Raw genomic sequence first — 12,053 nt, 5'->3', positions numbered from 1 at the left:
GGGGCGGGCGCAGATGCACGACAGACTGACCAGGATCCAGCTGGCGATCTTCGCGGTGATCACCGTGATCACCCTGACCGTGATGGCGATCTTCTACCTGCGGCTGCCCGCGACATTCGGCATCGGAACCTACGGCGTGAGCGCCGATTTCGTTGCCGGCGGCGGCCTGTACAAGAACGCCAACGTCACCTACCGGGGCGTCGCCGTCGGCCGCGTCGAGTCGGTGGGTTTGAGCCCCAACGGGGTCATCGCCGACATGCGGCTCAACAGCGGCACTGCCATCCCGTCGAACGTCACCGCCACGGTCAAGAGCGTGTCGGCGGTCGGCGAGCAGTACATCGACCTGGTGCCCCCGAGTTCCCCGGCGACAAGCAAGCTGCACAACGGATCTCGTATCCAGCGGCAGAACACCCGGATTGGCCGGGACGTCGCCGACCTGTTGAAGCGCGCGGAGACCTTGGTCAACAGCCTGGGCGACACCCGGTTGCGTGAGCTTTTGCACGAGACGTTCATCGCGGCCAACGGCTCGGGTCCGGAGCTGGCCCGGCTCTTCGAGTCCGCCCGGCTGTTGGTGGACGAGGCCAACGCCAACTATCCGCAGGTGTCGCAGCTGATCGACCAGGCTGGCCCGTTCCTGCAGGCTCAGATTCGCGCCGGCGGTGACATCAAGTCGCTGTCCGACGGGCTGGCGAGGTTCACCTCCGAGGTTCGGAAGGCCGACCCGCAGCTTCGCGACACCCTGGCGACCGCCCCAGGCGCCACCGACGAGGCCAGCACCGCGTTCTCCGGCATCCGCCCCTCTTTCCCTGCCCTGGCCGCCAGCCTGGCCAATCTCGGCCGGGTGGGAGTGATCTACCACAAGTCGATCGAGCAGCTGCTGGTGGTCTTGCCCGCGTTGTTCGCGGCGATCACCACCGCAGCGGGCGGCAGCCCGCAAGACGAAGGCGCCAAGCTGGACTTCAAGCTCGACCTCAACGACCCGCCGCCGTGCGCCGTCGGCTTCCTGCCGCCGCCGTTGATGCGCACCCCGGCCGACGAGACGGTCCGCGAGCTGCCGAAGGACATGTACTGCAAGACGGCGCAAAACGACCCCAGTACCGTGCGCGGCGCGCGGAACTACCCGTGTCAGGAGTTCCCCGGAAAACGCGCCCCGACGATTCAGCTGTGTCGCGACCCGAAGGGCTATGTGCCGGTCGGTCGTAACCCGTGGCGCGGTCCGCCGGTGCCGTACGACACTCCGGTCACCAACGGCTTGAACGTGTTGCCGCCGAACCACTTCCCGTATATCCCGCCGGGCGCTGAACCCGATCCGGGTACGCCCATCGTCGGGCCGCCGCCCCCGGGCGTCACGCCGGGGCCCGGGCCGTTGCCGAACAAGCAGCCGGCCTACGATCCGCCGCCACCCAACAACAACGGGCCGCCACCGCCTTTCACGTCCTGGCAGCCGCCCGGGATTCCCCCGGTGCCGCCCCAGCTTCCGTACCCGAAGTGGCTGCCCCCGCCACCGGCTCCGGAGGGCATCAGCCCGCCGCCGGCCGGTCCGGGGCCGGAAAAGCCGTGGGGGCCGCCGCCCGGTGGACAGCCGCAGGCCAGTGGTCCGGCCTATGCCACCTATGACCAGCAGACCGGCGCGTTTATCGATCCGGCCGGTGGCACTGGTATCTTCGCGGCCGGCGCAACCGGGACCTCCGGCGCCGAGAATTGGGTAGACCTCATGCTTGATCCAAGGCCTCTGTAATGGACCGTGTAATGGACCCTGCCGTGGCAGACGAACAGACAACCACGCCGCGCGTTCGTCGACGAGCCTCGCGTGCCGCGGGCCCGGCCAAGGGTGAGCCGGCCCGGGACGTCACAGTTCAAACCGCGGTGCCGGTCGCGGCGAAGCAGCCAGCGAAACCCGTCAAAACTCTCAAGTCCATCAAGCCGCCGCCGCGGCGGCGGCCGCACCGTGTCCTGGTTGGCTGGATCTCGTTCGCTGCGGCGCTGCTGGCGGTCGGGGCGCTGGCCGGGGGCGTGGCGTTCATGTGGGGCCAGCAGCGGGACGCCGACGCCAAACAGGGCCGCAATCAGCGTTTCGTCGACACCGCCACCCAGACGGTCGTCAACATGTTCAGCTACAAGCAGGACAACATCGACGAGAGCGTGAACCGGTTCGTCAACGGCACCAGCGGCCCGCTGCGCGGCATGCTCGGCGCCAACAACAATGTCGAGAACCTCAAGGGGCTGTTCCGCTCAACCAATGCGACGTCGGAGGCCGTCATCAACGGCGCGGCGTTGGAGGGCGTTGACGCCGTTACCGATAACGCGTCGGTGCTGGTTTCGGTGCGCGTCACCGTCGCCGACATCGACGGGGTCAACAAGCCGTCCATGCCCTATCGCTTGCGGGTCATCGTGCACGAAGACGAGGCCGGGAAGATGACCGGCTATGACCTGAAATACCCAGACGGGGGTAATTGATGCGATGGCGGCGTTGGCTGCTGGTCGTCGCGGGTTATCTCATGGCCGTGGCGTTCGTCGGGTTGTCCGCGGTGGGCGGCTGGATGTACTGGGACCGGGTGCAGACTCGCGGCGAGCAGGCGGCGCGCGCGGTACTGCCCGGGTTGGCGGCTAAGGAAATTCCGGAGGTCTTCGCCTACGACTACCAGACGGTCGAGCGGAGCCTCTCGGCGGCGTATCCGTTGCTGACCCCGGACTATCGCGCGGAGTTTCAGAAGAGCGCCAACAACCAGATCATCCCCGAGGCCAAGAAACGCGAAGTGGTCGTGCAGGCCAATGTCGTTGGTGTGGGGGTGATGTCGGCCAAACGCGAATCGGCATCGGTGATGGTCTTCATGAACCGGACCGTGACGGACAAGTCACGCCAGCCGCTGTACGACGGCAGCCGGCTGCGAGTGGACTTCAAGAAGATCGGCAAGCAGTGGCTGATCGCCTACATCACGCCGATCTAGCCCCACGGGCCGAAGTCAGTAGCACATCGCAATGCCGTTGCAGTACAACGGGTAACGATTAATCGGACTGGGTGGCGGGCCGGCCATCGCCAGCGAGAACGGTTCCTTCTTCATTCCCGGCTGCAACCCGCACACCGCGCCATGCAGCGTGGTGTGGGTGCCGCTCATCGTCTCGTCGCTGAACGCAAAGGTATCGGTGGAGGGGCCGGAGCCCCCGCCTGGACATGCCACACCATCGGGCTTGTCGACCTTGAAAGTCCATAGCATGCCCGACATCCGGGCCCGGCCGCTGAAGTTCTGCTGCTTGTCGGCCGCGCTGATCTGCTCAGGCGTCGAACTCACGATGTTCAGCGCACAGTTCATCGCGAACACGATCGGGTCGGAATAGTCGTTCATGTTGCGGGTGCCCGAGGGCTGATCGCAGAGCGCCGAGATGGTCCAGCTGACCCCTGACACGCCAGCCTCGTTGAAGTTGTAGGTGCCGTCCGCCGGAGGTCCGACCGCCTTGGCCGGTTCAGAAGATTGCAGTGCGATTCCGACCGCGACGGCCGTGCAGATGCCGGCCCCCGCGGCCATCCCGTGACGGAGCTTCATGTGATTCCTCTCCTTCACGCTCGACGCTGCATCTGAGTATCACAGCGTTTGGACGCCAGCACCATGGCTTGTTGCGCGTGGGCGCTAATCGGCGTCGCCGGGCCGGGATTCGGCGAGCGCATCGAGGAACGACCTCGCCCAGCGGTCGACGTCGTGAGCGAGGACCTGGCGGCGCAGTGACCGCATCCGGCGTCGTCCGTCTTCGGTGGATTGGTTGAGCGCAACCTCGATAGTGTCCTTGACGCCTTCGAGGTCGTGCGGATTGACCAGATACGCCTGCCGCAGTTCGGCGGCGGCGCCCGTGAATTCGGACAGGACGAGCGCACCGCCGAGATCGCTGCGGCAGGCGACATACTCCTTGGCCACCAGGTTCATCCCGTCGCGCAGCGGGGTGACGAGCATGACGTCGGCCGCGACGAAGAATGCGATGAGTTCGTCGCGGGGGACCGGCCGGTGTAGGTAATGCACCACCGGATGCCCGACTTCGCCATATTCGCCGTTGATGTGGCCGACCTGGCGTTCGATGTCGTTGCGCAGCTGCTGGTAGCTGTCGACCCGTTCGCGGCTGGGTGTCGCGAGCTGAATCAGCACCGTGTCGTCACGCTTGGCGCGGCCTTCGGCTAGCAGCTCCGAAAAAGCCTTCAGCCGAACGTCGATGCCCTTGGTGTAGTCGAGCCGGTCGACGCCGAGCAGTACCTTGCGGGGGTTGCCCAGCTCGGCCCGGATCTCACGGGCGCGTCGCCTGATGTCGCGGTGACGGGCCGCCTGGTCGAGCGAACTGGAGTCGATGGAGATCGGAAAGGCGCCCACCCGAACCACGCGGGACTCGAGTTCGACCTCGCCGTACCGTGACCGCACGCCCACCGCCCCGCGCGAGGTGTTGACACCGATCAGCCGCCGGGCCAGAAACAGGAAGTTCTGTGCTCCGCCGGCCAGATGAAATCCGACCAGGTCGGCGCCGAGCAGCCCCTCGACGATCTCGGTCCGCCAGGGTATCTGCATGAACAGCTCGACCGGCGGGAAGGGGATGTGCAGGAAGAAGCCGATGGTCAGGTCCGGCCGCAGGTCGCGCAACATCTTGGGGACCAGCTGCAGCTGGTAGTCCTGCACCCAGACCGTCGCGCCTTCTGCGGCGGCGCGCGAGGTGGCTTCGGCGAAGCGGCGGTTGACGGCGACGTAGCGTTCCCACCATTCGCGGTGGTAGATCGGCTTGACGATGACGTCGTGATACAGCGGCCACAGCGTGGCGTTCGAGAAACCCTCGTAGTACTGGGCGACGTCGTCGGCGCTCAGCTTGACGGGCCGAAGCTCCAGCTCATCCTGGACGATGGGCTCGCCGTCCTGATCGGTCTCCTCGTTGACGATTCCGGGCCAGCCGACCCACGCCCCACGTTGGCGACGCAGCAGCGGCTCGAGGGCGGTGACCAGTCCGCCGGGGCTGCGTTTCCATGCGGTGGTGCCGTCGGGCAGCCGCTCCTGGTCCACCGGCAGGCGGTTGGCCACCACGACGAAGTCGGAGTTCCCGAATTCCGCTGCCTTCGAGCTTCGTCCTCCCCCGGGAGACATCTACGCGTCGAGTTTCGCCGGTCCAATACCGAGCATGGACAGAAACACCCGGCACTCGTCGGCGTCGTTGGCGTACGCCGCCACTACCCGCCTGGCCTGGCTCGCAGTGTCGTCGGCCACCGGCTCGACATCGCCGATTTCGCCAGGATCAGATTTTGTAGGCATGACTTAACTGTAGGCGACGGGCGTGACCGGCCGCAGGCCGTCTCACCAGCTAACGGCCTCTAGGAGCAGTTATGGCTGGTTTGCAGGGACTCGCCGCGCCGCTCGCGAAGCCACGATGACTCCTCGCCGCGGTGATGCAGGATAAGCAGGTGGCCGATCAGGACGCCGATAACGACGTGGTGTTCGAGTTCGTTGATGTCGTCGTGGAACGCCGGGGGCTGCGTGCCCTCGACGGGTTGACCGCCGCCATTCCGGGGCACGGTGTGACGGCGGTGTTCGGACCGTCGGGCGCGGGCAAATCGACCCTGCTCCGGCTGTGCAATCGGCTGGAGCTGCCGACGAGCGGGCGGGCCTGTTTCTACGGGTCGGACATCGCCGGCCTCGACCCGCTGTGGCTGCGGCGCCGGGTGGGCATGTGCTTCCAGCGTCCGACGCCATTTCCCGGCACGGTTGCCGACAACCTGCGGGCCGCCGACCCGGATGCATCCGATACGCGGATGCGGGAAACGTTGGCGCGGGTGGCGCTGACCGGATCGTGGTTGGACCGTGACGTGGCCGAACTCTCGGGCGGCGAAGCGCAACGTGTGTGCCTGGCCCGCACCCTGATGGCCCAGCCCCGGGTGTTGCTGCTGGACGAACCCACCTCCGCCGTCGACACCGAGGCCGCCGAGGTCATTGAGCGCGCTGTCCGCGAACTGGCCGCCGACGGCACCCCGGCCCTTTGGGTCACCCACGACTGGGCGCAGGTGCAGAGGGCGGCCGACCGGGTGTTGCGCCTGGAATCCGGCCGCAGTCTAGGGCTGGGCCCGGTCGGTTCCAAGCCCGGCGGCGGTTCGGTGGCGTGGTGAACGGACAAGTCGGCTGGGTGGGCCTGGCGACGTCGCTGATCCTGGTGGCGTTCGCGGCCGGGATCTCACTGTGGCGGCGGCTGGGTTTGGAGCGCCAGCTGGTCTGGGCCGCGGCGCGCGCACTGGTGCAGCTGCTGCTCGTCGGCGGGGCGCTGACGCTGCTGTTCGAACCGGGCCGGTCGCTGTGGTGGTCGTGGGCCTGGGTCGCCGGGATGGTGGCCTACGCCGGGGATGTCGCCCGCCGCAGGGCGCCGGAGGTGCCGCGTTTCGCGCCGCTGGCCGTGGCCGCGTTCGCAGGCGCGGCGCTGGTGACGCTGGGGGTGATCTTCGGTCTGCGGGTGTTCCCGCTAGAGGGGCGCACCCTGGTGCCGATCGCCGGGATGATGATCGGCAACTCGATGACCGCAATGGTGCTGGTGGCTCGGCGGTTGGTGGACGAGCTGCGCGACAAGCGCGACGAGGTCGAAGCGCGCCTCGCGCTGGGACAGCCGTCGAGGCAGGCCGCGTCGCCGTATTTGCGAATCGCCTTGCGCTCGGGGATATCTCCGCAGATTGAAACGACCAAGGCCACCGGCCTGGTGTTCTTGCCGGGCGCCATGACCGGTCTCATCCTCGCCGGGGTGCCCCCGCTGCAGGCCGTGCTGGTGCAGGCCGTGGTGATGTTTCTGATCCTGGGTTCGGTTGCGGCGACCACCGTGGTCGTCGCGATGGGCATCGTACGGCTGGTGTTCACACGCGACCACCGCCTGCTGCCTCTGGGCCGCCGCCCCGAGAGCGCCGGGGGACCGTGACCGGTAGGCGCGTCGACCGATCACCCCAGCGCGGACCCGGTTACACACTGGCCGTAATGTGTAAACAATTCGGAGCTGGACAACGAGCGAGGTGGGCGGAATGACTCTCTCCGAGCAAGCGGGTGCGCAGGCGGCCAACGCCGGCGCCCAGGAGCTGGTGAGCTACGAAACTCTGGACGATGGCCGCATCGCCCGCATCTGGCTCAACCGGCCCGACGCTCACAACGCGCAGAGCCGCGGATTGCTGGTTCAGCTCGACGAGGCATTCCTGCGTGCCGAATCCGATGACGCCGTGCGGGTGGTGATTCTGGCCGCGCGCGGCAAGAACTTCTCCGCGGGACACGACCTCGGCTCCGAATTGGCGCTCGCCGAGCGCGCGCCCGGCGCGGGGCAGCACCCGACGTTCCGGATCAACGGGGCCACCCGGGATCCGATCGCCGAGAAGACGTACCTGCAAGAGTGGCATTACTTCTTTCAAAACACTTGCCGCTGGCGGGATTTACGCAAGATCACCATCGCGCAGGTCCAGGGCAACGCGATCTCGGCTGGCTTGATGCTGGTCTGGGCTTGCGATCTGATCGTGGCTGCCGACAATGCGAAGTTCAGCGACGTGGTCGGCGTTCGGATGGGCATGCCCGGCGTCGAATATTATGCTCACCCTTGGGAATTCGGCCCCCGCAAGGCCAAAGAGCTACTGTTGACCGGTGATGCGCTGGACGCCGATGAAGCCTACCGCCTGGGCATGGTGTCCAAGGTGTTTCCCGCGGACGAATTAGCGGACAAGACACTGGAATTCGCGCGCCGCATCGCCGAGCGGCCGACGATGGCGGCCATGCTGATCAAGGACTCGGTCAACGCCGCCTCCGATGCGATGGGCTTCACCGAGGCGCTACGGCACGCGTTTCACATTCACGAGCTCGGTCACGCGCACTGGGCGGCTCACAACGAAAACAGGTATCCGGTCGGACTGCCACCCGACGTCGAGGACTGGCGCAACGCCAAGCCGACCAAGCTGGCCCGCCGCGACACCCCGTAGCGTCGGTCCCGGTCTTCGGGGGAGGCCGCCACCATCTCAAGCGTCGCGTGGTTCGATGACTGGAACCTGTTTCAGTTGAGAGGCGGCGTGGGTGCAGCTTTCTTTCGAAGACCGGACGTATCTGATCACCGGCGGCGGCAGCGGGATCGGCAAGGGCGTGGCCGCGGGGCTGGTCGCGGGCGGCGCGTCGGTCATGATCGTCGGCCGCAACGCCGATCGCCTCGCGGCGGCCGTCCAGGAGATCGAGGCAACTCCCGGCAGCGGATCGATTCGTTACGAGCCCACGGACGTGACCAACGAGGACGAGGTGGTCCGCGCGGTCGACGCCGCGACGGCCTGGCACGGTCGGCTGCACGGCGCGGTGCATTGTGCGGGCGGCTCGCTGACCGTCGGACCCATCACCCATACCGACTCCGAGGCGTGGCGAAACACCGTCGACCTCAACGTCAACGGCACCATGTACGTGCTCAAGCATGTGGCGCGTGAGTTGGTGCGTGGCGGGGGCGGCTCGTTCATCGGGATCTCTTCGATCGCGGCCAGCAACACCCACCGCTGGTTCGGGCCGTACGGGGTCACCAAGTCGGCGATCGACCACATGATGATGCTGGCCGCCGACGAACTCGGACCGTCGTGGGTGCGGGTGAACAGCATCCGACCGGGGCTGATTCGCACCGATCTGGTCGACGCCAGCGTGATCCGGTCACCCGAGATCAGCGGGGACTACGCACTGTGCACTCCGCTGCCGCGAGTCGGCGAGGTCGAGGATGTCGCCAACTTGGCCATGTTCCTGCTCAGCGATGCGGCGACCTGGATCACCGGCCAGTGCATCAACGTCGACGGCGGACACATTCTGCGTCGCGGCCCGGACTACTCCTCGATGATGGAACAGATGTACGGCGCCGACGCGCTGCGTGGAGTGGTGACACCCTGACCCGTCGCCACGCTGAGTGAACCGGAGATGCAATGAAGCGACTCGAGGGCAAGCGGATCCTGGTGACGGGCGCCGCGTCGGGCATCGGCCAGGCCACCGCGCTGCGCTTATTGGACGAGGGTGCCGCCGTAGCGGCCGCCGACGTCGCGGCCGACGGCCTGGACAACACCCGGGCGCGGGCGACAGAGGCCGGCACCGCCGAACGGCTCACCACCATGCCGATGGATGTCGGCAGCGAGGATTCGGTGATCGACGGGGTATGCCTGGCCGTCGAGCAGTTGGGCGGGCTTGACTCGCTGGTCAACGCCGCCGGCATCCTGCGGGCCGCGCACACCCACGAGACCAGCCTCGAACTCTGGAACCAGATCGTCGGCGTCAACCTGACCGGAACCTTCCTGGTGGTCCGGGAGGCGCTACCGACCCTGCTGGCAAATCCCCGCAGCGCGATCGTGAACTTCAGCTCCACGTCGGCCTCGTTCGCTCATCCATACATGGCCGCCTACGCCGCGAGCAAGGGCGGCATCCAGGCCTTCACCCACTCGCTGGCGCTCGAATACGCGAAGGAGGGCCTGCGCGCAGCGTGCGTGGCGCCCGGCAGTATCAAGTCGGGCATCACCGATGCGACCGGCGGATATATTCCTAAAGATGCTGACTGGTCACTGTTTTCGAGGCTGATGCCGGTGCTGCCCACCACGGTCGAATCCAGCGGCGCCGGCATGGCCGAGCCTGGTGCGATCGCCGGCGTCATCGCCATGTTGGTGTCCGACGACGGCGCGTGGATCACCGGTACCGAGATCCGCATCGATGGCGGCACCCACGCCTAGCGGGCTTTAGGCGCCGACCCGCTGCGCCCGGCTTCGCCGCGCTTGCGGTCACCGCTGGTCTGATGGCGCCGACCCGCTGCGCCCGGCTTCGCCGCGCTTGCGGTCACCGTCTAGTTGACGCACGGGACGCCGCCGCCGTCGATCGGCTTTCCCTGATCGGGCGTCGGATAGGTCGTGGTCGTGCCGTTGTAGTAGTAGCTCTTGGCCTTGGTCGACGTCGTACTGGAGCTGGTACTCGTCGTGTCATCCATTTGGGTCTCGTCGGATGTGGGCATCGAGAAATTGGTGTCCACGGTGAGTTGGATGTGTCCGGCCGCGACAGCCGGGCTCGGCTGTTTGGGTGCGTCTATGCCGAGCAGGTTGGCCAGGTTGCGCGCATCGGCCTGCGCACCCGCGCCGTACTCCACTGTGGTGGTGGTCGGGTCGCCGGACTCGCGGTCGCGCACCTGACCCGGGGTGTAGCCCCTCTTTTTCAGCGCACGCGACACCTCGGTGGCCAGACCGCTCATCCCGCCGGAGTTGACCACGTCGACGACCGTGGTCGGATCGGGTTTCACGGCGGTGGTGGTCGGTGCGGGCGTTGAGGTGTCCGCGCCGATGGCCGCGGCCACCTCGGCCTTGATCGCCGCCGGGTCGACGATGTTGACGTCCTGGCCATCGATGTTGTCGTAACGCACCACCGGCAGCGTCCGGAACTCGACGTTGCCGCCGGCGAGCCCGCCGAGCCGCTGGATCATCTCGTCGTTCCAGCCCGCCGAGAGCACCACGTCCTTGCGCGCCACCGCCATCAGGTTCTTCAGCTTGTCGATGTTGGTGAAAGTGCCCGCGGCCTGCAACTCCTGCATGACCGACGAGATGAACGCCTGCTGGCGGTGGGTGCGGTCAAGATCGCCGTTCTCCAGGCCGTGCCGCTGCCTGACGAACGACAACGCCTCGGACGCGTCCAGCCGCTGTCGCCCGGCGGGGAAGTCGGCGCCGGAATATTCGTCGTAGACGGGGTGATTCAGGCAGACGTTGACGCCGCCGAGGGTCTGAGCCAGATCGTAGAAACCGGCCAGATTGACCTCGGCGAAGTAGTCGATGGGCACACCGGTCAGATTCCGCACCGCGCGCAGCGTCGCCGCCCGACCGGCCTCGCGGCCCTTGGTTTCGAGTTCCTTCTGGGTGATGTCGCCCTGGTTGGCCAGCTTTTGGGCGACGTACTGTTTGGTCAGCCCGTACGCCTCTTTGATCTTGATGTGGTTGTACCCCGGGACGCCGGAGAAAGGCACCCAGTCGTCGCGAGGGATCGAGAAGGCAACGACTCTGTTGTCGGCGCTGACGTGCACCAGGATCATCGTGTTGGTGTTGTAGCCGCCGTCATCGGAATCGCCGGCGTGCAGATGCTTCAGGATCGAGTTGGGGAGGTCGTTGCCGTCCTGGTCTTTACGCGAGTCCAGCCCGATCAGCAGGATGTTCATGTTGTCGCCGCTGGAGCGGGGATCGTCGGGCAGCAGAGCGTTCGACACGGTGATACCGCCCAGCGCACCGTGCGCCACGTAGTACCCCGCTCCGGTGAGCCCCACGGCCGCCACGGAGACGAGCGCGCCCAGGGTGCGCGTCAGCCCCTTGCGGAATCGGGAGGGTCGACGGACGGCTCGATGGCGGCGATGCGCGCCGCCCGAGCGGGCCATCACAAACCTCTGCCCACGCCCAGCACATCACCACGCACCGCAACGGTGCTGTGCGGCGATGTCGCTTCAAGCATGGTCCCAAGTATGCGTTAGCTTGCCGTGAAGCCTCCAATCGAGAGCACCCGTCACACGGCTGGCGCTGGCGCGTTTGCTGGGCCGACCAGGGGCGATTCGGGCTCGTCACACCCGCTCTACCAGCATGTTCCGCGCGAACGCGCGCGCGGCGGTCTCGTGAAGGTCTCAAGCCGGCCACGCCGCTGCCCGGATCGAGCCGAAGTTGTTACCGAGTAGATACTGCCCGACGGCCTCCGAGCGCATCACGGCCGCCAGCAAACCGCCACCGTCAGCTAGCGGGCTCTGATGAGATCCTCGCCGGAGGTGTAATAGAGCGCGATGTTGGTGCCGGTGACGATTTCTGCGAGGTAGACGCCGGCGGGCTCGACCTCGTAGTAGTAGCGAATGTTGCCGTCGTTATCCAGCGTCGACGCGCACGCAAAGCCCGGCGCACCGCATCGCTGCTTGATGGGCATCGCGAGTACGGCAAGCAGTGCCACGACAGCGACGCCGACGATCAGCGGGACCCTGTTCACTGCCGACCTCGGGGGCGCCGGATTGACCACGGTTGGAGTGTAAGCGGCCGGCACGGCGGCGTCGGCGCGGCACAGGTCGCCGTCCCG

General features: G+C 67.0%; 13 protein-coding genes. 8 read left to right on the top strand and 5 right to left on the bottom strand.

Annotated elements, in window-relative coordinates; all coding sequences use genetic code 11:
* Positions 1-13: 13 nt before the first annotated feature.
* From A5686_RS22045 to A5686_RS22035, 3 genes are read left to right on the top strand one after another with little or no spacing between them, the layout of a single operon-like run.
* Complete coding sequence (locus A5686_RS22045; RefSeq protein ID WP_067938634.1) at positions 14-1,738, top strand: virulence factor Mce family protein; 1,725 nt, start codon at positions 14-16, stop codon at positions 1,736-1,738.
* 11 nt (positions 1,739-1,749) lie between these two features.
* A complete protein-coding gene (locus A5686_RS22040) occupies positions 1,750-2,457 on the top strand; it encodes a mammalian cell entry protein (RefSeq protein WP_067938632.1) in 708 nt (235 codons plus the stop codon).
* The gene (locus A5686_RS22035) at positions 2,457-2,948 is read left to right on the top strand and encodes a mammalian cell entry protein (protein WP_067938630.1); all 492 of its coding nucleotides are present in this window, start codon (positions 2,457-2,459) and stop codon (positions 2,946-2,948) included. The genes A5686_RS22040 and A5686_RS22035 overlap by 1 nt, the downstream gene beginning before the upstream one ends.
* 15 nt (positions 2,949-2,963) lie before the next feature.
* Here the strand turns inward: A5686_RS22035 and A5686_RS22030 are convergent, their stop codons facing one another.
* The 3 genes from A5686_RS22030 to A5686_RS27445 all read right to left on the bottom strand — a co-directional run bounded on the left by A5686_RS22030 (position 2,964) and on the right by A5686_RS27445 (position 5,273).
* Positions 2,964-3,542, bottom strand: a complete 579-nt coding sequence (locus tag A5686_RS22030; RefSeq protein ID WP_067938627.1) for a hypothetical protein — start codon at positions 3,540-3,542, stop codon at positions 2,964-2,966.
* An 84-nt stretch (positions 3,543-3,626) separates the two neighbouring features.
* Positions 3,627-5,108 (bottom strand): trehalose-6-phosphate synthase, encoded by a 1,482-nt coding sequence (locus A5686_RS22025; protein WP_067938625.1) that lies wholly within the window; start codon positions 5,106-5,108, stop codon positions 3,627-3,629.
* Positions 5,109-5,273, bottom strand: a complete 165-nt coding sequence (locus tag A5686_RS27445) for a hypothetical protein (RefSeq protein ID WP_007772513.1) — start codon at positions 5,271-5,273, stop codon at positions 5,109-5,111. It lies immediately after the preceding gene.
* A gap of 134 nt (positions 5,274-5,407) precedes the next feature.
* Here A5686_RS27445 and A5686_RS22020 point away from each other — a divergent pair, with 134 nt between their 5' ends.
* The 5 genes from A5686_RS22020 to A5686_RS22000 all read left to right on the top strand — a co-directional run bounded on the left by A5686_RS22020 (position 5,408) and on the right by A5686_RS22000 (position 9,703).
* Positions 5,408-6,121 carry a phosphate ABC transporter ATP-binding protein gene (locus A5686_RS22020; protein WP_067938623.1) on the top strand — a complete coding sequence of 238 codons (714 nt, stop codon included), beginning with the start codon at positions 5,408-5,410 and terminating at the stop codon, positions 6,119-6,121.
* Positions 6,118-6,912: an iron export ABC transporter permease subunit FetB gene (gene fetB, locus A5686_RS22015; protein ID WP_067938672.1), complete on the top strand. Its 795-nt coding sequence runs from the start codon at positions 6,118-6,120 to the stop codon at positions 6,910-6,912. The genes A5686_RS22020 and fetB overlap by 4 nt, the downstream gene beginning before the upstream one ends.
* A gap of 100 nt (positions 6,913-7,012) precedes the next feature.
* Complete coding sequence (locus A5686_RS22010) at positions 7,013-7,948, top strand: enoyl-CoA hydratase (protein WP_067938621.1); 936 nt, start codon at positions 7,013-7,015, stop codon at positions 7,946-7,948.
* 91 nt (positions 7,949-8,039) lie between these two features.
* Positions 8,040-8,879, top strand: coding sequence for an SDR family oxidoreductase (locus A5686_RS22005; RefSeq protein ID WP_067938618.1), 840 nt, complete (start codon positions 8,040-8,042; stop codon positions 8,877-8,879).
* 32 nt (positions 8,880-8,911) lie between these two features.
* The gene (locus A5686_RS22000; RefSeq protein WP_067938616.1) at positions 8,912-9,703 is read left to right on the top strand and encodes an SDR family NAD(P)-dependent oxidoreductase; all 792 of its coding nucleotides are present in this window, start codon (positions 8,912-8,914) and stop codon (positions 9,701-9,703) included.
* A 110-nt stretch (positions 9,704-9,813) separates the two neighbouring features.
* Here the strand turns inward: A5686_RS22000 and A5686_RS21995 are convergent, their stop codons facing one another.
* Together A5686_RS21995 and A5686_RS21990 are read right to left on the bottom strand one after the other, a co-directional pair.
* Positions 9,814-11,376: an LCP family protein gene (locus A5686_RS21995; RefSeq protein WP_156750192.1), complete on the bottom strand. Its 1,563-nt coding sequence runs from the start codon at positions 11,374-11,376 to the stop codon at positions 9,814-9,816.
* 347 nt (positions 11,377-11,723) lie between these two features.
* A complete protein-coding gene (locus tag A5686_RS21990) occupies positions 11,724-11,966 on the bottom strand; it encodes a hypothetical protein (protein WP_067938612.1) in 243 nt (80 codons plus the stop codon).
* Positions 11,967-12,053 lie beyond the last annotated feature (87 nt).

The organism is Mycobacterium sp. E2479, assembly GCF_001667925.1.
Lineage (GTDB): Bacteria > Actinomycetota > Actinomycetes > Mycobacteriales > Mycobacteriaceae > Mycobacterium.
This window is presented reverse-complemented; position numbering and strand designations above follow the sequence as displayed.

Excerpts from the sequence above, each read along its gene's own strand:
- A5686_RS22045 (WP_067938634.1), top strand. The coding sequence starts at position 14 with ATGCACGACAGACTGACCAGGATCCAGCTGGCGATCTTCGCGGTGATC.
- A5686_RS22040 (WP_067938632.1), top strand. The coding sequence starts at position 1,750 with ATGGACCCTGCCGTGGCAGACGAACAGACAACCACGCCGCGCGTTCGT.
- A5686_RS22035 (WP_067938630.1), top strand. The coding sequence starts at position 2,457 with ATGCGATGGCGGCGTTGGCTGCTGGTCGTCGCGGGTTATCTCATGGCC.
- A5686_RS22030 (WP_067938627.1), bottom strand. The coding sequence starts at position 3,542 with ATGAAGCTCCGTCACGGGATGGCCGCGGGGGCCGGCATCTGCACGGCC.
- A5686_RS22025 (WP_067938625.1), bottom strand. The coding sequence starts at position 5,108 with ATGTCTCCCGGGGGAGGACGAAGCTCGAAGGCAGCGGAATTCGGGAAC.
- A5686_RS27445 (WP_007772513.1), bottom strand. The coding sequence starts at position 5,273 with ATGCCTACAAAATCTGATCCTGGCGAAATCGGCGATGTCGAGCCGGTG.
- A5686_RS22020 (WP_067938623.1), top strand. The coding sequence starts at position 5,408 with ATGCAGGATAAGCAGGTGGCCGATCAGGACGCCGATAACGACGTGGTG.
- A5686_RS22010 (WP_067938621.1), top strand. The coding sequence starts at position 7,013 with ATGACTCTCTCCGAGCAAGCGGGTGCGCAGGCGGCCAACGCCGGCGCC.
- A5686_RS22000 (WP_067938616.1), top strand. The coding sequence starts at position 8,912 with ATGAAGCGACTCGAGGGCAAGCGGATCCTGGTGACGGGCGCCGCGTCG.
- A5686_RS21995 (WP_156750192.1), bottom strand. The coding sequence starts at position 11,376 with ATGGCCCGCTCGGGCGGCGCGCATCGCCGCCATCGAGCCGTCCGTCGA.